Here is a 20,919-nt window from a genome sequence, read left to right on the forward strand (position 1 = left end):
CGAAAGACGTTCCGTAGCCGAGATGTGTCGTACCGTACCACGAAGCCGACCACGGACAGGAGACTTATGACCGCTGCCGGGGTAGAGACGGGTATGCGCGACCAGCCACCCCTCCTCGTCCGTGCCGTCTGGTTCCTGTTCGTCGGCTGGTGGCTCACCGGGCTCTGGCTCGCCGCCGCCTGGCTGTTGAACCTCACCCTCGTCGGCATCCCGCTGGGGATCGCTCTGATCAACCGGGTCCCGCTGGTGGTGTCGCTCAAGCGCCGGGACCCACCGGTTGCGGAACGGACGACCGAGTCGTACTCGTGGCCGGTTCGTGCGGTGTGGTTCGTCTGTATCGGCTGGTGGGCGAGCGCCCTCTGGACGGCGGCCGCGTACGCGGTGACGCTGACGATCGTCGGTATCCCCGTCGCCGTCTGGATGCACGCCAGACTACCCTTCGTCGTCTCTCTGTACGACTACTGACCCGTACCTGTTAGCGCGAACGAAGGATACTCCCCTCTCCAGCCCAACACGTGGCTATGGCAGTCGGACAGGTAGAGTTGGCGTTGCGGGTCGCTGCCGGCCTGTTCGTCATCGTTGCCCCCACCGTCCTCTTCCTGGGACTGTGGCACGGGCTGGAAGCGATGCGTGACGACGAGTTGGTCCAGCGGGCCAAACAGCGGGCGGAAACGATGGACACAGACGGCAGTGCCTGGAACGGAGACTCCGCCTCGGTCCGGGCGGCGGCTACGGGGGCCGACCCGATCCCCGACGAGACGGTCGCCTGTGACAACTGCGGCACTTACAACTGCGAGGACGTGACGTACTGTCGGGACTGTCTCAGCGATATTTCGGGGTAGCACGCGCTTGGCTCCCCGCGGGACAGACCAGACGCCGCCACGACGGGGCAGCGCCGGCACGTTGAAGCTCCGGTCGGTCCATGCCCCAGCCATGAGCGACTCAGGGCTCATCGAGACGGCCGACCCCGACGAGGCGTTCGCCGCCCTCGCCGACGCCACTCGCGTCGACATCCTCCGTGCGCTGTGGGACCACCAGGGAGAGACGCTGACGTTCTCGGAGCTGCGCGACGCCGTCGGCGTCGCCGACTCCGGGCAGTTCAACTACCACCTCGACAAACTCACGGACCGCTTTCTCACGAAGACCGGCGACGGCTACGAACTGACACTGGCCGGGATCGCGGTCAACGGCGCGATCCACGCGGGCGCGTTCACGATGGACGGTTCCACCGACTCCTTCGATCTCGACGACGCCTGCCCGTCCTGTGGCCGCTCCCCGACGTTCAGCTATCAGGACGAACGCGTCCGGATCGAGTGCGATCGCTGTGAGATGGTCGCGACGACGATGGTCCCGCCGGGCGTGTTCGCCGGCTACGACCGCGAGCAGTTCCCCGAGGTGACCAGTCGCTACTTCCGGACCATCTTCTATCAGCTCTCGAACGGGTTCTGTTGGGACTGTGAGGGGCGTCTCCGGACGGACATCCGGCGGTCGAGCGACGCTCACCCCGAACGCGGCCCGACCGACCGAGCGGACCTCCCGCTGGTCCGTTATGAATGCGAGCGCTGTGGGTCGGAGATCACCGGCGATCTGGGCGTCGCGCTGGTGACCCATCCGGCGGTCGTCGCCTTCTACTACGACGCCGGGGTCGACGTCCGCGAACACCCGTTCTGGGAGTTCAGCGCCTGGAACACAGACCAGGCCTGGATCGAGCAGGAGGAGCCGTTCCGGGCGCGGGTCCAGTACACCGTCGACGATGTGACGCTGACGCTGGTCGTCGACGGTGATCTGGACGTTCTCGACGTCGAGCGCGTGGACTGACTCCCGCACGACAGCGCGTCACCGGCGCTGTCACCCGAGCGTGTTCACCCACCTGAAGAACCACACTCCGACGACGAGTATCACCAGACCGAGACCGACCACCAAGACGGCACCGATCCAGTTCCCGGCACGATAGGCCAGCGTCCGGTCGTACTCGACATCCTCTTGCCTGAGCGCCGTGACGAGGCAGATCACGAACACGAACATCACCGCAACCGGAGACCATACGATATTCATCCCGATATCCCCGGCGAGGACCGTTCCAGCCGCGAGGACGAGGCTTCCGACGATTCCTATCGCGGAGCCGGCGGCGTAGAGATGTCGGGGCTTCATCCTCGCTCCGTGTCGCTTCTACACCGTCAGGAAAAATATATCTATCGCGAGATGAGGACTTGGAATTAATCGCCTGCCGCAGCCTGCCCGCCGGCCGTTCCACTCGAAACGGGCGTCCGCTCGACGACAGTCGCGTCGTAGGTCGGGTACTGCTCGACGATCTCCCCTTTTTCGAGGTCGCCGTCCCCGATCATCTCCTCGAGGAGCCACCAGGCGAGTTCGACGTGGTCGGACTTGACCGTGTAGAACTCCTCGGGGACGCCCAGATCGACGAACCGTTGCTCGCTGGCCCAGGCTTTCCCGTAGACGAGCGTCCCGTCCTCGGTCACCTCGTCGAAGGGCCGGCGGATGTTCCGGGCCATCCGTTTCAGCCGCGAGCGGTGCTGAGCGGCGTCCTTGAAGACGCTCGTACAGAAGTAGACCTTCTCGTGGTCGCCCATCTGTTCGAGGATGTCGTGGCTCCCCTCGACGGCGCTCATGTGGTCGTCTTTGAGTTCGAACCCTTCCTCCTGCATCCGGCGGTAGTTCCCGTCGGACATCTCGAACTCGTTGATGTTACAGAAGTCCGCGGCCCCTTCGTCTAAGAACTCCAAGAACTCCGGTTCGGCGCGGATGCCGGGAATCTCGAAGGCCGGTGTCAGCCCCTCTTCGCGGGCGATGTAGAGGATCTCCTCCCACTCGGTGCCGTGGAGGTCACCCCACTGTTCCAGCGGTGGGTGGAACCGGATCTCGTCGAGACCGGCTTCGGAGAGGCGGCGCATGTTCTCGCGGCCGCCCGGAATTCCAGTATAGAGGTGGGTGTGGTGGTCCTCGCCGAACTCGTCTTTCAAGAGTTCGAGGTAGTGACAGGTCCGGCCGAGCGCCTCTTGGGGTTCGCCGCCGGTGATCGAGGTCCCCAGCGCGCTCATCCGTTTTGCCTCCTCGATGACGTCCTCGTCGGACTCGACGGGCCGCTCGTTGGCGTACATCTGGGTGACGTTCTTTCGGTTCTCCCCGAGCGGACAGTAGAAACAGTCCCGCTGGTCACAGTAGCCGTAGACGAACAGTACCATCTTGCCGCCTTTGGCACACTGTTCGCAGCCCTCGGAGATCATTGCGTGTCCAGAGACAGATCGCCCAGCGGGAAAAAGCGTGCGCATCGGCTCGCCCGTGTGGCCCGTGCCCATGCCTTTAGGCCGATGGCGCTCCCAGCAGCGGTATGCAGGACACTGCCCGCCGACGCGGGCTCGCGATTGTCTTCGCCGTTGTCTTTCTTGATCTCCTGGGCTTTGGCATCATCATCCCCATTCTCCCCTACTACACGCGGTCGTTTCCCGGCGGGACCGAGTTCGTTATCGGGCTGCTGGCCGCGTCGTACTCGGCGATGCAGTTTGCCTTCGCTCCCTTCCTGGGCTCGCTGTCCGATCGGGTCGGCCGGCGGCCCGTACTGATCCTCTCGCTCTGTGGCTCGGTGATCGCCTGGACGGTGTTCGGGCTCGCCGAGGCCCTCTGGCTGCTGTTCGTCTCGCGGATGCTCGCGGGGGCGATGGGCGGGAACCTCTCGACGGCACAGGCCTACGTCGCCGACGTGACCCCGCCGGAACGCCGGGCCGCGGCACTGGGGTACATCGGAGCCGCATTCGGCCTGGGGTTCATCTTCGGTCCCGGGATCGGTGCCGTGCTGAGCTTCGACGCCACCGTCGCCGCCGTCGACGCCGCGGTGCCCGCCGCGGTCCCGATCACCCGGTTCTCGCTGCCGAGTTTCGCCGCCGCCGTCGCCAGCCTCGGTGGCGTCGTCGTCGCGGTGCTCTTCCTCCCCGAATCCCGCTCGGCGGGCGATGAGACGACCGAGCGCACCTCCTCGGTCGCCCAGCTCAGACGCGCGCTCGCCACTGCCGGACTCCGAGAGCTCCTGACGGCGTTCTTTCTGGTCTCGTTTGCCTTCTCGGGCGTCCAGATCATGTTTATCCCCTACGTCGCCGACATCTACGGCTACACTGCCGCACAGAGCGCGTTGCTGCTGACCTACATCGGCGCTCTCGCGGTCCTGACACAGGGTGTCCTCGTCGGGCCGCTGACCGCCCGCTACAGCCCCACGACGCTCTCGCTGGCCGGAACCGGAGTGCTCGCTCTCGGCGTCGGCGCGTTGCCGTTCTCGAAGGGACTGGGAGCCGTTCTCCCCTCACTGACGGGGGTAGTCCCGTTTCTCACGCCGGACCTGCTGGGGCTGCTCGTCGTCCTGACGCTCCTGCCCCTCGGAAACGGCATCCTCTCGGTGACGCTGACGGCGCTCGTCTCACAGCGTGCAAGCGCCGACCTCCAGGGGAGTGCCTTCGGCGTCACGCAGGGCGCGGGTAGCCTCGCCCGGACGGTCGGCCCGCCCGTGATGGGCGGCCTGTACGCCGTCGTCGGCTACTGGTCGCCGTTCGTCGTCGGGAGCCTGCTCTTGGTTCCCGTGGCCGCGCTCGTGATTCGACTCCGGAGTCAGTCGGCCCCACCCGAGCCACCTGAACCCCGGCCAGCTGACCCGGGCCACATCAGATAGGGACGGCTTTCATACATCTCGGGTGACAGTTGTCGGTATGGATGACGAGGAGCGGGACCCCGTAGGTGGCCCCCTACCGGCCGCCGAATCCATCGACGAACGACTCCTCGCGGTGAGTGAGACACTCATCCGGTACGTCGAGGTCGTCGCGGCGCTCGTGTTGGTGGTGCTCTTTGCGATCGGCGTCTTCGATCTCGGCCTCCAGATCTTCCAGAGCGCGGCTAGAGGCGACATCACCGACCCTCTGGTCGTCGTCGGGTTCATCGACACCGCGTTGCTCCTGTTCATCATCGTCGAGGTGTACCAGACCGTTGTCGCCTACACCCAGGAGAGCGAGACCCGCCGGATCGTCCGGTTGGTCATCTATACGGGCGTCATCGCGATGGTCCGGAAAGCGATCATCTTCCGGACCGGGGAGTACGCCAACGAGCGACTGGCCTTGCTGGCTGCGGTGTCGTACACCGTCATCATCTTCGGGCTGGTCGCCTTGCTCCTCGTCGAGCGCCGGACCCGCGTCGACGACGCCGCGCCGACGCCAGAAAGCAATTAACGACCGGTCTCGTAGCCCGGAGCATGCTGCTGGTGCTGTGTGTCGACCTCGACGACGATCTCGGTCGCAAGACCGACGTGGAGACGCCGGTCGTCGGCCGCGACGCCGTCGGGGAGGCCGCAGTGGCGCTCGCAGAGACCGATCCCGAGGACTCTGACGTCAACGTCCTCTTCGAGGGGGTCCACATCCACGACGCGATCACCGACGAACCCGTCGAAGTCGCCGCAGTCACCGGTGTCGACGGTAGCGACGTCGCCGCGAACCGCGCCGTCGGCGAGGAACTCGACACGGTGCTGGCCTCCCTGACCGCACGCGAGGACGTCCGTGCGCTGGTGGTCACCGACGGCGCACAGGACGAGTCGGTCGTCCCGGTCATCCGTTCGCGGGTCCACATCGACGGCGTCCGCCGGGTCGTCGTCCGCCAGGCACAGGACCTCGAATCGATGTACTACACCATCAAGCAGGTGCTGGACGACCCGGAGACCCGCGGGACGATTCTCGTTCCGCTCGGCATCCTCCTGCTCATCTACCCCGTGACGATCCTGCTGGACTATCTCGGCTGGCCGGGATCGGCACTGGGTGTCATCTCCGGGCTCTTCGGGCTCTACCTGCTCGGTCGCGGGCTCGGCGTCGAGCAGTTGCTCGACGACCTCGTCCAGCAGACGACCGCCGGGCTCTACGCCGGACGAGTGACGATCATCACCTACGTCGTCGCCGCTGCTCTGCTGTTTATCGGTGGTGTCAACGGCGTCCAGCTGCTGGAGTCGTTGCCCGACCCGGTCTCGGCCGTCGAGGTGGTTTCGGCGCTGGTCTACGGTGCCATCCAGTGGTTCGCGGTCGCGGGCGTCACCTCCAGTCTGGGCCGGGTCACCGACGAATACCTCCGCGAGAAGTTCGAGTGGCGCTACCTCAACGCGCCGTTCTACGTACTCGCTATCTCGGCGGTGCTCCACGGCGTCAGCGGCTTTTTCCTCGGCTTTCAGGACCTCCAGTATCTCGCCGCGGTGTTGACCGGCGGGACGCTGCTCGGCCTGTCCAGCACGCTCGCGTTCGCCGTTGCCGAATCCCGCCTGGAGACGGCTGATCGAGTGAACCAAGGACCTGGCGGTCCCTCCTCGGAGTGATGTACGTCTCCCGTGCCGTCGAGAGTATCCGTTCGGACCCGATCGAGGGGGAATCGATCGGGTTGGTACTGGAAACGGCTCCCGATGCCGACCCCGACGCCGTCGCCGCGGCCGCCGAGGCCGCAGGCGCGACCGTCGACCGACACCTCCAGTTCGGCGATCTCGCCGTGACGGTCCCCCAGATGGCTGTCGACGATATCTGTACCGTCGACGGGCTGGCCGCCGTCCAGACCACTGACGCCATCTCGATCACCCACGAGGACGCCGCCGACGAAGACGTCGAGTTCGACGACTGACTTTCGCACTGTTTTTGAGACTGCCGGGCTACCTTCCAGTGAGGGCACGTAGCTCAGTCCGGATAGAGCGTCGGACTTCTATCCCCGTCGCGACTGCGAGGGGGGAAGAGATCCGACGGTCGTGGGTTCGAATCCCACCGTGCCCGTCCCGAGACTGTCGGTTACTTACTTCCCCGCTCAAGCCCCGATAGCAAAGGGTACAGACACTCTCTGACAGCATCTCAGAATAAATCTGAGACTCAGATTTCGGAGTTCGTCCATCTCCTGAACGGCCCCCGACGCCATCTGTCGATTTCCATTGTTCCCCGACGGCGTAGGGGGTGTCCGACGTGATCTTCGAGCCCCGTGTCGAGTTTACTTCCGGGAGTGACAAGCGGAGACAGCTATCTCGTTTGGGAATCGAACGGTCATTCTGCGACCCCCTTCAGGGGCACAGAATCGACGATGGTGTTGCGCCGACGCCAACCGCGATACCGACGGTGTTGTCGTCGACGAGGTGACGGTAACTGACACCGCTGATGAAACAGACCCCTGACACAACGCTGCCGGTAGAAACTGGACCACAGCGGCGTCTGCACAGACCAGCCGATACAGTCGTTCAAAACGTTCCAACTGCGCCGAGAGCTACACGGAAACTGGACGAGGGCGTGACAGACACGCAAACATACCGTCCGATGGACGATGATCCCGAAAAAGCTCGACCGTACTGTGTGGTAACGCCGCCGAGCGCGCCGCGGAGCTACATCCCGCTGTAGGCGCTGGCGAGTTGGTTGATCACTTCCTCGTTGGAGTTGCCGGAGATGAACGAGGAGATCGCGGAATTGACGCCGGAAGCCGCTTCCGGCGGCGCGGCGAGACCGTGAGCGACCGACGCCGGCTGGCCGCTGCTGTTCTGGAAGTCGTTGATCTGGTCGGCCGAGAAGTCGTTGAACGGGTCCGTCGAGACGTCGGTCCGGGGCGGGATCGCACCCTTGCCGGGGTTGAAGATCTCTTGGGCCTGGGTGGTTCCGACGAAGCGACACCACAGCGTCGTCGCCTCGGGCGAGGGGTTGTCGATCGGGTACGGGAACGAGTCGATGACGAGCGAGTAGTAGCTGTCACTGCCAGGGAACGGGACGTAGTCCCACCCCTCACCGTAGGTGAAGTCGTTGACGTAGTAGGTGCTTGCGGCCCAGTCGCCCTGGTGGATGAAGGCGGCGTCGCCGTTGATGACCTGAGAGTTGGCCTCCGTCCAGGAGATCGAACCGGCGTCGCTTGGGTAGAACTCGCTGTAGTCCCGGACGATGTCCAGTGCGGCCCCGAGTTCGTCACGGTAGGACTCGACGGCGCCGTCCTCGAACACTTCGGAGTAGGTCTGGCCGTCCTGTTGGGCCAGGAAGACGGTCTCGAACAGTTGGACCGTCGACCAGGGGGCGTTGGTCTGGTGGGCCATCCCCGTGTAGCCGGCGTCGGCGACAGCTTCGAGCCCGTCGACGACATCCGAGGGCGTGTTGAAGTCCGACGGGTCCACGCCGGCGTCCTCAACGACGCTGACGTTGTAGAAGAGATTGTTGAGTCGGTGGATGTTCAGCGGCACCGTCACGTAGTTGCCCGACGGCTGGGCGACGTTCCGGACGCCCTCTAGGTAGGCCTCTTTCATGTTGTTGTGGTCCCAGACCGATTCCTCGATGTCTTCGAGGAGGTTCGCGTCCGTGTATGGGATCAGTGCCTTGCCGGGCCAGTTCTGCCAGGTACTCGGGTGGTTGCCGTTCTGGATTCGAGTCCGGATGTTGGACTGGAGGTTCGTTCCGGCACCGCCGGCGATGAGGTTCTCGTCGAAGTCGACGAACGGATACTCCTCCTGGAAGGCGTCCATCACTGACTGGATCGCCTCCAGGCCGTCGCCCTCGCCCCACCAGTGGGCGATTTCGAGGGTGTTTGTCTCGGTCTGGCCGTCGCTGCCGTCGCCACTGCTGCCGTCACCGCTCCCGCCGTCGCTGCCACTGCCGCCGTCACCGCTGCCGCCGTCACCGCTGCCGCCGTCGCCACCACAGCCGGCGAGGGACGCAGCCCCAGCGGCACCAGCGATTCGCAGCGCGTTCCGTCTCGATAGGTTCCGGTCCGAGTCGTTGTCTGACATCAGTATCGTCTTACCTTCCGGTTGATCATGTAAAAGCCGTTCTATGACAACAGGGGCGACTTCACATATCGTGGAGTCCCGATTCCCGTCACGAGGGCTCGCGAGCCGCCGGCTCGCTACCCTACAGGTCGCAAGCGTTTTGCCCGCGGCTCCTGTACGCAGGTCCATGGCCGACTGCCCGCTTGCCGACGATTGCCCCAGTTTCACCGAACGCATCGAGGGGATGGGGTGTACACACTACGGCGACAGAGGTGGCGCCGAGTGGTGTAATCACTACAACCAGCCCATCTCCGACCTCAAGAGCCAGCCGGTGAAGCCGGGACAGGAAGTCGTCGTGACCGTCGAAGATATCCACGAGAGCGGTGCCGGCGTCGGGCGGACCGAAGACGGGTTCATCATCATGGTCGACGGCGTCCTCCCGCCGGCTAAATCGAAGGTGAAAGTCACCAAGGTCCGGTCGAACCACGCCCGCGCGGAGGAACTCGAACGGCTGGAACTCGACGAGGACGAGACCGAAGACGACGAGCCGGCTGACGACGAGGAGACGCAAGCCGACACCGAGGCAGACGACGAAGACGACCGACGGCTGGGCAGCCGCGACAACTTCTGGGGCAGTTAACTCCCGCGACCGGGGGTTCTTTTTACCGACGCGAACGCCCTTCCAGTATGGACCTTGAACTGGAGGGCAACGTCGCGCTCTGTACCGCCGCAACGAGTGGCCTCGGCCTCGCAAGCGCCCGCCGTCTCGCGAGCGAGGGTGCCCACGTAGCCGTCTGTGGGACCACACCCGAACACGTCGACCGGGCGCGCGAGGAGCTTCGGGACGCCGGATCTGGGGATGTCCTGGCAGTCCAGGCCGACATCACCGACCGCACCGAAGTCGAGGCGTTCGTCGAGGAGACTGTCGACGAACTGGGCGGGCTCGACCACGTCGTCACGAGTGCCGGCGGACCCGCACCCGGCCCGTTCCTGGAGACGACCGAACGCCAGTGGTACTCCGCCTACGACCTGCTCGTGATGAGCTACGTCTGGACGACCCGCTTCGGGGCTCCGTACCTCCGGGAGTCGGCAGCCGGCACCGTCGTCGCCATCACCTCGCGGTCGGTCCGGGAGGTCATCGACGATCTGGTCCTCTCGAACGCGGTCCGGCGGGCGGTGATCGGCCTCGTGAAGACCCAGGCACGCGAGTTCGCCCCGGAGATACGGGTCAATGCCGTTCTCCCCGGCGCTCACGAGACGCCGCGTATCGAGGAACTCGTCGAGGCGGCCGTCGAACGCGGCGAGTACGACTCCTACGAGGACGGCATCGCCGAGTGGTCCGATGCGCCGCTGGGACGGGTCGGCCAGCCGGAGGAACTGGGCGACGTGGTCGCGTATCTCTCCTCCGCGCGCTCCTCGTACGTTACCGGGACTGCCCTCCCGGTCGACGGCGGAGCGATGCGCAGCTAGGGGCGGTCCAGCCGCTCGGTCGAATCGGTGTTGCTCGTCGCCAGCTGCCAGACCAGTAGCCCGAGCGAAAGTAGCGCCACCGCCGCTGTGGCGATATAGCCCGTACTCCCGACCTCGAAGAGTTGATCGGGAAACAGCGCGCCCATCACGAGTAGTCCGACGGCCGAGAACCCCACGAGAAACGGGATCACGAGCAGCCAAAACCGCCGAGCGACGCTGTCCATACTGTGCCGGATACCGCCCGCGACAATGACTGTTTCGGCGGTTAGAACGCGTCCTCGCCCCGGAGTCGTGCCACGACCTCCCGGACCCGCTGGGCCTGTGCCTTCGGGACGACGAGCGTCCGGTCGCCGAACGAGGCGACGACGAGGTCCGAGACGCCGACGACGCTGACGTGGCCGTCGGTCGCGACGACGTTGCCGTCGGCGTCGATCAACAGCGCGTCGCCGAGGACGGCGTTGCCGTCGGTGTCATCGAGGACCCGTTCGAGCGCGTCCCACGAGCCCAGGTCGTCCCACGCGAGGTCGGCCGGGACGACGTAGACGTCCTCGGCCCGTTCGAGCACCGCGTGGTCGACGCTCACCGACTCGACCGCGTCGAACGCCGCCGCTGGGTCGTCGTCGAGGCGTTCGATCAGCGGTCCGAGCGGTGTCTCGCTGGCCGCCGCCAGAAACGCCGTCGGTGTCCAGGCGAACAGCCCGGCGTTCCAGTAGAACCCCTCCTCGACGTACGCTCGGGCGGTCGATTCGTCCGGTTTCTCGTGGAACCGCTCGACGCTGCTGTAGCCGTCTACGGACGCGCCCGGCTTGATATACCCGTACTCCGTCGCGGCCCTGCTGGGTTCGATGCCGACCGTCACGAGCCCCCCTGTTTCCGCTGCAGTCCGTGCCGCTCGCTCCGCGACAGCCTGGAACTCTCCCTCGACGTGGTGGTCGCTGGGCAGACAGAGCAACACGCAGTCGCCGACCTGCTCGCGGATACGGTGGGCGGCGTACGCCAGCGCCGGCCCGGTGTCTTTCGGCTCGGGTTCGGTCAGTACGGCCGCCCCAGGTGCCCGCTCGCGTACGCCCTCGACGTAGTCCTCTCGGGTGAGGACGTAGGTCTCGTCGGCGAAGCCGGCTCGCTCGACTGTTCGGGCCAACAGAGACTGTTCGTGACCGAACGACTGGAACTGTTTGGGCCGGTCGCTGCGACTCGCCGGATAGAGCCTGGTACCGGTCCCGCCCGCGAGAACGAGCGCGACGAGAGGTCTGTCCATGCACGGCGTTGGCGTCCGGCCGTCTCAAACCTGTGGGATCACCACGTCTCGACGGCCCCGTCACGGATGTCCTCGACACAGCCCTGGCAGTCGGGGTGATCGGCGTCGAAACAGTCCGGGCGGGCCTGTGGGTCCAGCGAGACGGCCCGCCGGTCGGCGTGGCGTCGACAGACGATCCGCGCCCGGCCGTCCTCGTCGCGGGGCAACCCGGCCAGTGCGGCCCGCTTCCCGTCGCTGTATGCCCGCTTGGCCTCCGAGAGTTGTTGGCCGGCCGACCGGAGCGTGTTGCTGATAAAGCGCGCGATCCGGTCGTCGTCACTGTCGGCCATACGCGACGGTTGCGGCCGGGCACGGATCAATCTTCCCGCGCTCACCGCTCGACGATGGGGTCTGGCGGTTTCACTTTCACTCCGCCGGGCGAGTGTTTATATCCGAAGCCGACCAACGCTGGAATGTCTCCCATCGAAAACCAGGCGGAGACAGTGAACGCCAATGACTGCAACAGATTTGCGTACCCAAGCCGAAGAGATACACGAGCAGTTCTCCGACCAGTTGGACCTCGACGTCGAGGATATCGTCGAGCGACTCGACACGCTCGTCAACGACTACCAGGTCCCGATCAGTGAGGCCCGCCGGAGCGTCGTCAACACGTACTTGGACGAGGCCGGCATGGACCGGGACCAACTCGCCAGCGGCGGCGGCAACGAACAGGTTCAGGTGGCCGACGTCGACGCCCCCGAGGAGTGGGTCGACATGCGTGTCACCCTCGTCGAACTGTGGGAACCCCGTGCCGACGCCGTCGCCCAGGTCGGGTTGCTCGGCGACGAGACGGGCACGATCAAGTTCACGAAGTGGTCGAAATCCGACCTCCCCGAACTCTCCGAAGGGACCTCCTACGCCCTGCGGAACGTCGTCACCGACGAATACCAGGGCCGGTTCTCGGTGAAGCTCAACCGCACGACCACGATCGAGGAACTCGACGAGGAGATCGAGGTCGGCGACGACAGTGTCGAGGTCGAGGGCGCGCTGGTCGACATCCAGTCGGGCTCCGGGCTGATCAAACGCTGCCCCGAGGACGACTGTACCCGCGTCCTCCAGAACGGCCGCTGTAGCGAACACGGCGAAGTCGAAGGCGAGTTCGATCTCCGCATCAAGGGCGTCTTAGACGACGGCGAGGAGGTCACCGAGGTCATCTTCGACGAGGACGCCACGGAGAAACTCACCGGCATCACCCTCGAAGAAGCCAAGGAGATGGCCATGGACGCGCTCGATACCACCGTCGTGGCCGACGAGATGCGCGAGGGCATCCTCGGACGCTACTACCGGGTGACCGGGCCGACGTTCGGCCGCTACGTCCTGGCCGACGACCACGAACGGCTCACCGGCTCAGTGGATGCGGACGAAGTCCTCATCAAAGCGAGGTCGATCTAGATGGCGAGTACACCCACCCGCGAAGTCGCCCGCCGCGTCTTCGCCCGCGAGTTCAACGATGCGAGCTACACGTTCAAGGAGTCCGACGACGACCGTGCCCCGGTGTACGTCCTCTTGCCGACCGGCCAGCGCGCCAACCGCGTGTTCCTGGTCGGGACGCTGACCGAGACCGAGGACGTCGGTGAGGACAGCGAGTACTGGCAGGGTCGGGTCGTCGACCCCAACGGCGACACGTTCTTCATGTACGCCGGCCAGTACCAGCCCGACGCCGCGTCGATGCTCCGGGAACTCGAACCGCCTGCCTACGTCGCCGTCGTCGGTAAGCCACGGACCTACGAGACCGACGAGGGCGACGTAAACGTCTCCGTTCGCCCCGAATCGATCTCCGAGGTCGACGAGGCCACGCGGGACCGCTGGGTCGCTGAGACCGCCCAGCGGACGATCGACCGCATCCAGCGGTTCACCGAAGCCGACCCCGACGACCCAGGGACCGACGAGTACGTCGCGATGGCCCACGAGGAGTACGGCGACGACGTCGAGCCGTACCGCCAGTCCGTCGTCGGTGCCCTAGAGAGCATGCAGGACGAGCAGGCCGAGGCCAGCGCCGACTGATCAGGGTTCCAGTAGCTCCACGAGGTTCCCGTCGGGATCGACGACGAAGAGGATCGTCGTCCCGCTTTCGGTCGTCTGTGGCTCGCTCAGCGTCTCCACACCGTCGGGTAGCCCCTCGTAGACTGAAGCGAGATCGTCGACTTCCAGTCCGAGGTGTGTCGCGCCCGGCTCGTTGAGCTGTGGCTCGGGGCGTTCGTCGCCCTCGGGATCGTAGCTGACCAGTTCCACCCGTGTGCTCCCGGCGTCCAGATGGACGAACTCGGCGCTGGCACCGTCGACGCCCACGCCGGTCGCGAAGGCGTCGCCGCTCACGGAGAACCGGGAGACGACATCCAGTTCAAGTACGTCCCGGTAGAACTCCACGGCTCCTTCGAGATCGGCGACGGTGACGGCGTAGTGGTGTGCTGTCGCGTCCATACCGACTGCAAGACCGCGGGGCAGCTAAACCGCTGTGGTCGCGTTTCTTTCAGCCGAGCCGGTGACGTGCGAGCGTCTGACAAACGATTAAATACGAGGACGGACGAATAGGACACAACGATGGGCAACAAAAACAAGACGATCTCCTTCCGCGTGAGCGAGGACAAGTTCGAGACGCTCCGCGAGATCGCCGAGGAGCGCGATATCTCGCTTTCCGCGGTGTTCCGGGACTACGTCGACACGCTGGTCGCCCACGACGGCCAGGTGAAAGTCGCCCCCGAGCACGAACTCGAAGAGGCCGCCGAGGAGTCCAGTACGGAGAGCTTCCCGCCGAAAGTCGAGGTTCCGAAGAGCTTCGTCCGGGAACACGAACGACTCGAACTCGAAGCCGAACACCTCCGCGAGCAACTGGAAGAGCACAAACGCTACGTCACGAAGCTCCGCCAGCAACTCGACCAGATGGACCAGGACGAGGTCATCCACCTCGAAGACCTCGACGAAGACGAAGAGGACGACGCGTCCTACCGGATCGGAAGCTTCGAGGACCTATAACAGCCGCTGGCGCCGCTTGCGCGTCTCTGCTGCGACCTCTTCTTCGCCGTCGACGTCGGCCAGCGTCTCGACTGCCTCTAAGGTCCTGACCGAGTCGTCCAGAAACGAGAGCACGTCGCCGGGATAGGCATACAGCATGTAGTCGTCTGTCATCACGTCGACGATGGCGTCGGGACCCATCCCCTGTTCACGCAACTCCAGTAGGTACGCGACGAACTTCCGCTCCGGGCAACCACAGTGGGGTGCAGCCTGGCACTCACAGTCCATGAAGTCCTCGGCGAACTCCAGCACCCGATCACGGGTGGCGTCGTCGAGTTTGGCCAGCCCCTCCCCCTGGAAGAGGATGTCCAGCGTTGCACCGCTGAACGCCCCTTTCGGGAAGCTCGTCTCCAGTTGGGAGGCGAGCTGCTGGTGGTTCTTGACGTAGATCTTATCGGTGATAGCCACGCGTACGAAACCGTAGCGGGCGACCGTGTAAAAGCGTCTCGAAGCGGCCACAGAGTCGTAACGTATTTCTGTGACAGCGGAATAACTACGACTGCTTCAGCACGCGTGTCCGGGTTGGGGTAGTGGTATCCTTCAGCCTTGTGGTGGCTGAGACGTGGGTTCAATTCCCGCACCCGGACTCATTTCATATACTTAACAACTATTGCACTAATCAGGGGTAGCTCCGCTTTCACCTCGTTTTGATTGCATTTATTCTGGCACGGAATCAACTGAGGGTATGCCGCATACGTGCCCTACGTGTGGACAGGAGTTCGACAGCCAGCGGGGTCTCGGTGTCCACCATAGCCGATCACACGACGAACGGCTGCCGAATCGGGAGTGTGATCACTGCGATGAGCAGTTCTACTGTGAGTCCGAGAAACAATACTGTTCGGGGAACTGTCGGGACGAGGCCGTATCGTACGAGGGGGCAGACAACCCGAACTACAGTGGCGGCAAAACACAGACGACATGCCAGCTCTGTGACCAGACCTTCGAGTACTATCCATCTACCAAGGAAGGACTCTACTGTACCGACTGTGTCCAGACCGCAGCGTGGAGAGACCCTCCATCGCAGTCAGGAGCGGACCACCATTCTTGGACGGGTGGTACCCTGACACTGCCGTGTGACGTCTGTCGTAGTCCCGTGGAACGCTACCCAAGCCAGGTTCAAGGCGAAGTCACCCTCTGTAGCCGTGACTGCCACAGCGAGTGGCTCTCGGACGGGTTCACCGGCGATGGACACCCGAACTGGCGGGGCGGTGGCATCGACGACTACGGGCCGGGCTGGAACGCTGTCCGTGAGCGGGCGCTCGACCGGGACGGGAACGCCTGTGTCGTCTGTGGTGACGACGCGGACGACATCGGTCGGAACCCCGACGTCCACCACGTCGTCCCGGTCCGGTTGTTCGCCGCGTCGCCGGTGCTGGCGGTTCGGGACGCGCACACGCTCGACAACGTGGTCTCGCTGTGTCCGGCCTGCCACCGGCGAGCGGAGTTCGGACAGTTCTCGCGAGCGGAGTTGCGCTGGCGGGCTGGTATCGCTTTCCGGCAGCCGAGAGCGGCCAGCGCCTGCGGGCCTGCCGACTTCGACGGTCAGGGTTCAAGCCGTGCCGTTCCACGGTCGCCCGCGCCTGGCGCGTAGTCGCCGCTGGATTTGATGATCGAGAGCGCGGTCATGATGTCCGAACGGGTGAGCAGTCCCTCGAACCCGCCGTCCTCGTCGATGACCAGGAGGCGACCGACAGAGTTGTCCTGGAGGTGGGTTAGCGCGTCCATCACGTCGGTCTCGGGCGTGACAGTCACGAGATCGGTCGTCATCACGTCGCCGACGGTGTAGGCGTCGCGTTCGACCTCCCGGACGGCGCGGGCGTCCTCCAGTGCGACCAGGCCGACGACCTCGCCGTCGCGTTCGACCGGGTAGCCGGTGTGGCGCTCGGCGAACATCGTCTGGATGAGTTCCCGGACAGACTGGTCCGGACCGACCGTCGTCACGCGGTCGGCGGGCGTCATCACGTCGCCGACGGTGACGCCTTCGAAGGCGGCCGCCATGGCGGTCTGCCGGGCTTCGCCGGCCGCGCCGATGTAGATGAAGAAGGCCAGACCGGCCAGGAAGATGTTCCCGAGGACGAACAGCCCGAACAGCCCCAGGAAGATCGCGAAGACCTTCCCCACCTCGGCGGCGATCTCGGTCGCCCGGGCGTAGCTCCGGTTCCGTGCGAGCAGCGCCCGGAGGACGCGGCCGCCGTCCATCGGGAACCCCGGGAGCATGTTGAACGCGGCCAGCGCGAGGTTCATCACCGCGAGATACGCCAGCACGAACCTGGCCGACTGCAGCAGCGTCAACTCGGTCGCCGGCAGGACTGCGAACGCGGCGTACGAGAGGACACCGAGGAGGACACTGACGACCGGGCCGGCGACGGCGATAGCCAGTTCCTGTTTCCAGTCGTCGGGCATCTCGGTGAGCTGTGCGATCCCGCCGAAGAGCCAGAGGGTGATCGAGTCGATCGGAAAACCGTACCGCATCGCGACCAGCGAGTGACCCAGTTCGTGTAACACGACACCCGTGAACAGTCCGACGGCGGCAGCGACGCCCAGCACCCAGACCAGCGAACCGACGGTGAGCACCGACGGCTCCAGTCCGGCACCGAGCACGTCGTTCAGTAGCTCGGTAGTCTCGCCGATCTGTGTCCCGATGATCCAGGCGAACAGCGGCAGGACCAACAGGAAGGTCAGATCGAGCTGGATCGGGATACCGAACGCGCTGCCGATACGGAACCGGCGCATGCGGTCGTCTTGTCGGGGGACCGACTTAAGCCCCCCGTGGCGGCGTCCCGAGTGACTGAAGTAGGTCCCGCGTCGTACACACGTCCGTGTCACAGCAGGCTGCACAGGTCGATACGCTGTTCCTCCACGAGCGCGGCGAAGAGTACACTGTCGTCGCCCAACGTGACGGGGAGCGGCTGTTCCACGGTGTCCTCGAAATCAAGGAGACCGATGCGGGGCCTCGTCCCCGCCGACTCCGGATCAAGGACGGCACCGACGAGGACCTGCGCTCGCCCGATCAGTTCGTCGAACTCGCCCGTCGGGCGGCGCGACTGCGTATCTCCGAGCAGACGTCGAGACGAGCGCGCGAGCAGGCCCGTCGGATGTTCGGTGCCTACCAACTGGAGGCGAAAGTCGTCCGGACGTGTCGGTACTGTGCCAACGCCGGCCGCTATTCCCCGATTACGAGCGAGACGGAGATCCACACCGACGGGGAGAGTATCTGTCCGGACTGCGCCCGCGAGGAGCTGGACAGGGAACTCGCCTTCGAGGGTACTATAACCGGCGAGGCACGCGAACGCCTCGAAGAACTCATGCTCGAGGTCCAGGACTTGGATCGAATCTCGAACCTGCTGTCGGGGAACCTCGACCCGGACCTCACGAAGTTCGACGAGATCTCCGCGACCGTCGACGACGTCGAGTTGGTCCCGACGGACTCGCTGTCGCTACACCCCGGTATTCAGGACCACATCGAATCGCGGTTCGACACGCTGTTGCCGGTCCAGAGCCTCGCCGTCGAACACGGGGCGACCGACGGACGGGACCAGCTCATCGTCTCGGCGACGGCGACCGGGAAGACGCTGGTCGGCGAGATGGCCGGCCTCGATCGCGTCCTCAACAACAAGGGGAAGATGTTGTTTCTGGTCCCACTGGTCGCGTTGGCGAACCAGAAATACGAGTCGTTCCGGGACCGCTACGGTGACATGGTCGACGTCTCGCTCCGGGTCGGAGCCAGCCGGATCGCGGACGAGGGGGGCCGCTTCGACCCCGGTGCCGATGTCATCGTCGGCACCTACGAGGGGATCGACCACGCCCTGCGGACCGGAAAGGACCTGGGGACGATCGGGACGGTCGTCATCGACGAGGTCCACACGCTCGGGGAAGACGAGCGGGGCCACCGGCTCGACGGGTTGATCTCGCGGCTGAAACACTACTGCGAGCGCGGGACGACGGAGGCGTCCCGGCACAGGCGAGCGGGCGACGCCCGCGAGCAGGGCGGTGCGCCGGCGTCGGGGGACACGCAGTGGATCTACCTCTCGGCGACGGTCGGCAACCCCGGCCAACTGGCCGAGAAACTCCGCGCACAACTCATCGAGTTCGAGGAGCGACCGGTACCGATCGAACGCCACGTCACCTTCGCCGACGGCCGGGAGAAGATCGAGACCGAGAAGAAACTCGTCAAGCGGGCCTTCGACACGAAATCGAGCAAGGGCTACCGGGGACAGACGATCGTCTTCACCAACTCCCGGCGGCGCTGTCACGAGATCTCCCGGAAGCTGACCTACGACTCGGCGCCCTACCACGCCGGGCTGGACAACAAGCGTCGCCATCGTGTCGAACAACAGTTCGCCGATCAGGAACTGGCGGCCGTGGTCACGACCGCTGCACTCGCCGCCGGGGTCGATTTCCCGGCCTCACAGGTCATCTTCGACTCGCTGGCGATGGGTATCGAGTGGCTCACCGTCCAGGAGTTCAGCCAGATGCTCGGGCGCGCGGGGCGGCCCGATTACCACGACAAGGGGACCGTCTACCTGCTCGTCGAACCGGACTGCACGTACCACAACAGTATGGAGATGACCGAGGACGAGGTGGCGTTCAAGCTCCTCAAAGGCGAGATGGAGCCGGTCATCACCCGCTACGACGAGAGCGCGGCCGTCGAGGAGACGCTGGCGAACGTCACGGTCGCGGGCAAGCGGGCGAAGGCGCTCAACGACCGGATGATCGGCGAGGTCCCGACCAAACACGCCCTGGGGAAGCTCCTGGAGTACGAGTTCATCGACGGGCTCTCGCCGACGCCGCTGGGCCGGGCGGTCACCCGGCACTTCCTGGCCCCCGACGAGTCGTTCCAGTTGCTCGACGGTATCCGGAAGGGCGAGGACCCCTACGAGATCGTCGCGGGCATGGAACTGCGCGACGAGCACTAGTCGGCGACGCGGCGTCGAGGGGACGTACATTCTTGTAGCGGGCTCCCCATCCCGTCGGTATGGGGCTGTTCGACATCATCCGCCGGACGCTCGGCGGTGGCGACGACACCGACGGCGAGGAGTCCGCGAGCGCCGAACCCACGACCGAGACGGCGTCTGACGGTCCAACGGTGACCGACAGCGCCTCGCTCTCGCCGACGGAGTTCCGCCAGCGGGCCGAGACGGTCGCCGATCGGTCCGAACAGCTCGATCTCACGACCGGATCGCTCTCCCGGCTCGACGCCGCCGTCGCCGAGCAGTTCGACGGCGAGACGGTCGAGGACGGCGACGATACGGCCTACACCACCAACACCGTCCGGTTCGGGAGTTATCTGGGCGAGGTGTTGGTTCGTGAGCTGGACGGCAGGTGGGTCCAGGACGACGGCTGGGGCGTCACCGTCACCGGGGCCGACGACGAACGCACCGTCGCGGTCTTCGACGTCGCCGCTCGCTCGTTCGCCGCGGAACCGGCGTTCGCCGCCGTCGTCGACCGGCTGGAGGACGAGTTGATGCTTTCGGCCGAACCCGCCGACGAGGCCGATGCCGACGACGGCGGCGAAGCCGATCGGGCCGATCAGGCGACATCCCAGACCGGGACTCCCGACTCCGAGCCGGTCGAGGACTGGGCCGACGCCGGTGACTGGCAACCGGCGACAGAGAAAGCCGGCTTCGACGGGACGGACGAGAGCGACGGCGGTAGCGTCGCCGACACGCCCGACGAACCCGACGAGGATGACGGGGGTGAGAGTGGGGCGGAGTCGGACGACGGGTTCCGTATCCCGGACGCCGAGGGGGGCGTTGCGGCCGAGGGTGGCACCGACACGACGACCGACGACGACGGCGTGACCGCTTCCGATACCGAGACAAGCGAGGAGGGGTCGGGCCACACGGACGCCTGGTCGCTGGCCGCGGAGTCGGCATCAGCGGCCGACGATCGCGGTGATACCGCCAGGTCGGCGGACACAGAAGACGGATCGCTGCTCGATCAACTGGCACAGGACGAAGACGAGCCGTCGGACCCCGCCGCCGGTGAGGGGCTCCGGGCCGACTACGCCGAGCGAGCGGCGGACTTCGCGTCCTTCTGGGGGGAGCACGACCTCGATTTCACGCCGGCATCGCTGGCCCGCCTCGACGACCTCGTCGATGCCGAGTGGGAGGAGGAACGGTTCGCCGACGCGACCTACGGCGAGACCGACCGCTTCGAGGACCGCTCGTTCACCAGCCTCGTCGAGGAACTGGGCAGTTACTTCGGCGAGGTACTGGTCAGGGAACTCGACGCCGAGTGGACCGACGAGACCGACCACCCGGCCGCCGTCGTCGTGACGGGTCCCGACGGCAGGCTGGCGGTCCCGGTCTACGACGTGGCGATGGGGTCGCTCCGCGGCGGCGCTGCCTTCGAACGGAGCTATCGCGCCCTGCTCGCGGATCTCGAAGACGGCTGA

24 protein-coding genes and 2 tRNA genes are annotated in these 20,919 nt (G+C 65.5%); 17 read left to right on the plus strand and 9 right to left on the minus strand.

Annotated features, from left to right (window positions below):
* The first annotated feature begins 93 nt into the window (after positions 1–93).
* The 3 genes from P0204_RS09925 to P0204_RS09935 all read left to right on the plus strand — a co-directional run bounded on the left by P0204_RS09925 (position 94) and on the right by P0204_RS09935 (position 1,818).
* Positions 94–465: a YccF domain-containing protein gene (locus P0204_RS09925; RefSeq protein WP_276178721.1), complete on the plus strand. Its 372-nt coding sequence runs from the start codon at positions 94–96 to the stop codon at positions 463–465.
* 56 nt (positions 466–521) lie between these two features.
* Positions 522–842, plus strand: a complete 321-nt coding sequence (locus tag P0204_RS09930; protein ID WP_276178723.1) for a zinc ribbon domain-containing protein — start codon at positions 522–524, stop codon at positions 840–842.
* A 91-nt stretch (positions 843–933) separates the two neighbouring features.
* Positions 934–1,818 (plus strand): winged helix-turn-helix domain-containing protein, encoded by an 885-nt coding sequence (locus P0204_RS09935; protein ID WP_276178725.1) that lies wholly within the window; start codon positions 934–936, stop codon positions 1,816–1,818.
* 30 nt (positions 1,819–1,848) lie between these two features.
* On the opposite strand, the gene P0204_RS09940 is transcribed toward P0204_RS09935, so the two are convergent.
* Both P0204_RS09940 and P0204_RS09945 read right to left on the minus strand, forming a co-directional pair.
* A complete protein-coding gene (locus P0204_RS09940; protein WP_276178727.1) occupies positions 1,849–2,151 on the minus strand; it encodes a hypothetical protein in 303 nt (100 codons plus the stop codon).
* Positions 2,152–2,216: 65 nt separating this feature from the next.
* Positions 2,217–3,245, minus strand: a complete 1,029-nt coding sequence (locus P0204_RS09945; protein ID WP_276178729.1) for a radical SAM protein — start codon at positions 3,243–3,245, stop codon at positions 2,217–2,219.
* 104 nt (positions 3,246–3,349) lie between these two features.
* Between P0204_RS09945 and P0204_RS09950 the strand changes: the two genes are divergently transcribed.
* The 5 genes from P0204_RS09950 to P0204_RS09970 all read left to right on the plus strand — a co-directional run bounded on the left by P0204_RS09950 (position 3,350) and on the right by P0204_RS09970 (position 6,791).
* Positions 3,350–4,675 carry an MFS transporter gene (locus tag P0204_RS09950; RefSeq protein WP_276178731.1) on the plus strand — a complete coding sequence of 442 codons (1,326 nt, stop codon included), beginning with the start codon at positions 3,350–3,352 and terminating at the stop codon, positions 4,673–4,675.
* 37 nt (positions 4,676–4,712) lie between these two features.
* Positions 4,713–5,225, plus strand: coding sequence for a phosphate-starvation-inducible PsiE family protein (locus P0204_RS09955; RefSeq protein WP_276178733.1), 513 nt, complete (start codon positions 4,713–4,715; stop codon positions 5,223–5,225).
* A gap of 23 nt (positions 5,226–5,248) precedes the next feature.
* Positions 5,249–6,349 (plus strand): DUF373 family protein, encoded by a 1,101-nt coding sequence (locus P0204_RS09960; RefSeq protein WP_276178736.1) that lies wholly within the window; start codon positions 5,249–5,251, stop codon positions 6,347–6,349.
* On the plus strand, positions 6,349–6,645 hold the full coding sequence (locus P0204_RS09965) for a hypothetical protein (RefSeq protein WP_276178738.1): 297 nt from the start codon (positions 6,349–6,351) through the stop codon (positions 6,643–6,645). Before P0204_RS09960 ends, P0204_RS09965 begins: the two co-directional genes overlap by 1 nt.
* A 42-nt stretch (positions 6,646–6,687) precedes the next feature.
* Positions 6,688–6,791 (plus strand) — tRNA-Arg (locus P0204_RS09970).
* A gap of 593 nt (positions 6,792–7,384) precedes the next feature.
* Here P0204_RS09970 and P0204_RS09975 read toward each other — a convergent pair.
* Complete coding sequence (locus tag P0204_RS09975; RefSeq protein ID WP_276178740.1) at positions 7,385–8,764, minus strand: ABC transporter substrate-binding protein; 1,380 nt, start codon at positions 8,762–8,764, stop codon at positions 7,385–7,387.
* A gap of 166 nt (positions 8,765–8,930) precedes the next feature.
* Between P0204_RS09975 and P0204_RS09980 the strand changes: the two genes are divergently transcribed.
* Both P0204_RS09980 and P0204_RS09985 read left to right on the plus strand, forming a co-directional pair.
* Positions 8,931–9,383: a TRAM domain-containing protein gene (locus P0204_RS09980; RefSeq protein ID WP_276178742.1), complete on the plus strand. Its 453-nt coding sequence runs from the start codon at positions 8,931–8,933 to the stop codon at positions 9,381–9,383.
* Positions 9,384–9,430: 47 nt separating this feature from the next.
* Positions 9,431–10,213, plus strand: coding sequence for an SDR family oxidoreductase (locus P0204_RS09985; protein WP_276178744.1), 783 nt, complete (start codon positions 9,431–9,433; stop codon positions 10,211–10,213).
* On the opposite strand, the gene P0204_RS09990 is transcribed toward P0204_RS09985, so the two are convergent.
* Genes P0204_RS09990 through P0204_RS10000 form a run of 3 tightly spaced genes read right to left on the minus strand, consistent with a single transcriptional unit; the run spans position 10,210 to position 11,800 of the window.
* Positions 10,210–10,437 (minus strand): hypothetical protein, encoded by a 228-nt coding sequence (locus tag P0204_RS09990; RefSeq protein ID WP_276178746.1) that lies wholly within the window; start codon positions 10,435–10,437, stop codon positions 10,210–10,212. The two genes, P0204_RS09985 and P0204_RS09990, sit on opposite strands and share 4 nt — an antisense overlap.
* A gap of 41 nt (positions 10,438–10,478) precedes the next feature.
* Positions 10,479–11,471 (minus strand): mannose-1-phosphate guanylyltransferase, encoded by a 993-nt coding sequence (locus P0204_RS09995; protein ID WP_276178748.1) that lies wholly within the window; start codon positions 11,469–11,471, stop codon positions 10,479–10,481.
* A 38-nt stretch (positions 11,472–11,509) separates the two neighbouring features.
* Positions 11,510–11,800 (minus strand): DUF7091 family protein, encoded by a 291-nt coding sequence (locus P0204_RS10000; RefSeq protein WP_276178750.1) that lies wholly within the window; start codon positions 11,798–11,800, stop codon positions 11,510–11,512.
* 163 nt (positions 11,801–11,963) lie between these two features.
* Here P0204_RS10000 and P0204_RS10005 point away from each other — a divergent pair, with 163 nt between their 5' ends.
* Both P0204_RS10005 and P0204_RS10010 read left to right on the plus strand, forming a co-directional pair.
* Positions 11,964–12,902 carry a replication factor A gene (locus P0204_RS10005; protein WP_276178752.1) on the plus strand — a complete coding sequence of 313 codons (939 nt, stop codon included), beginning with the start codon at positions 11,964–11,966 and terminating at the stop codon, positions 12,900–12,902.
* Positions 12,903–13,514, plus strand: a complete 612-nt coding sequence (locus P0204_RS10010; protein ID WP_276178754.1) for an RPA family protein — start codon at positions 12,903–12,905, stop codon at positions 13,512–13,514. It abuts the gene before it with no gap.
* On the opposite strand, the gene P0204_RS10015 is transcribed toward P0204_RS10010, so the two are convergent.
* Positions 13,515–13,931 (minus strand): VOC family protein, encoded by a 417-nt coding sequence (locus P0204_RS10015; RefSeq protein WP_276178756.1) that lies wholly within the window; start codon positions 13,929–13,931, stop codon positions 13,515–13,517.
* A 120-nt stretch (positions 13,932–14,051) separates the two neighbouring features.
* Here P0204_RS10015 and P0204_RS10020 point away from each other — a divergent pair, with 120 nt between their 5' ends.
* Positions 14,052–14,483 carry a DUF8146 domain-containing protein gene (locus P0204_RS10020; RefSeq protein WP_276178758.1) on the plus strand — a complete coding sequence of 144 codons (432 nt, stop codon included), beginning with the start codon at positions 14,052–14,054 and terminating at the stop codon, positions 14,481–14,483.
* Here the strand turns inward: P0204_RS10020 and P0204_RS10025 are convergent.
* Positions 14,478–14,930, minus strand: coding sequence for a DUF5814 domain-containing protein (locus P0204_RS10025; RefSeq protein WP_276178760.1), 453 nt, complete (start codon positions 14,928–14,930; stop codon positions 14,478–14,480). The genes P0204_RS10020 and P0204_RS10025 overlap by 6 nt on opposite strands.
* Before the next feature lie 108 nt (positions 14,931–15,038).
* Between P0204_RS10025 and P0204_RS10030 the strand changes: the two genes are divergently transcribed.
* Positions 15,039–15,109: transfer RNA gene (locus tag P0204_RS10030), tRNA-His, on the plus strand.
* A 506-nt stretch (positions 15,110–15,615) separates the two neighbouring features.
* Positions 15,616–16,113 carry an HNH endonuclease gene (locus P0204_RS20980; protein ID WP_336406448.1) on the plus strand — a complete coding sequence of 166 codons (498 nt, stop codon included), beginning with the start codon at positions 15,616–15,618 and terminating at the stop codon, positions 16,111–16,113.
* Here P0204_RS20980 and P0204_RS10040 read toward each other — a convergent pair.
* On the minus strand, positions 16,065–17,255 hold the full coding sequence (locus tag P0204_RS10040; RefSeq protein ID WP_276178764.1) for a CBS domain-containing protein: 1,191 nt from the start codon (positions 17,253–17,255) through the stop codon (positions 16,065–16,067). The two genes, P0204_RS20980 and P0204_RS10040, sit on opposite strands and share 49 nt — an antisense overlap.
* Before the next feature lie 86 nt (positions 17,256–17,341).
* Here P0204_RS10040 and P0204_RS10045 point away from each other — a divergent pair, with 86 nt between their 5' ends.
* On the plus strand, positions 17,342–19,438 hold the full coding sequence (locus P0204_RS10045; protein WP_276178766.1) for a DEAD/DEAH box helicase: 2,097 nt from the start codon (positions 17,342–17,344) through the stop codon (positions 19,436–19,438).
* A 59-nt stretch (positions 19,439–19,497) separates the two neighbouring features.
* The gene (locus P0204_RS10050) at positions 19,498–20,919 is read left to right on the plus strand and encodes a hypothetical protein (RefSeq protein ID WP_276178768.1); all 1,422 of its coding nucleotides are present in this window, start codon (positions 19,498–19,500) and stop codon (positions 20,917–20,919) included.

The organism is Haloarcula halophila, from assembly GCF_029278565.1.
GTDB classification, from domain to species: domain Archaea; phylum Halobacteriota; class Halobacteria; order Halobacteriales; family Haloarculaceae; genus Haloarcula; species Haloarcula halophila.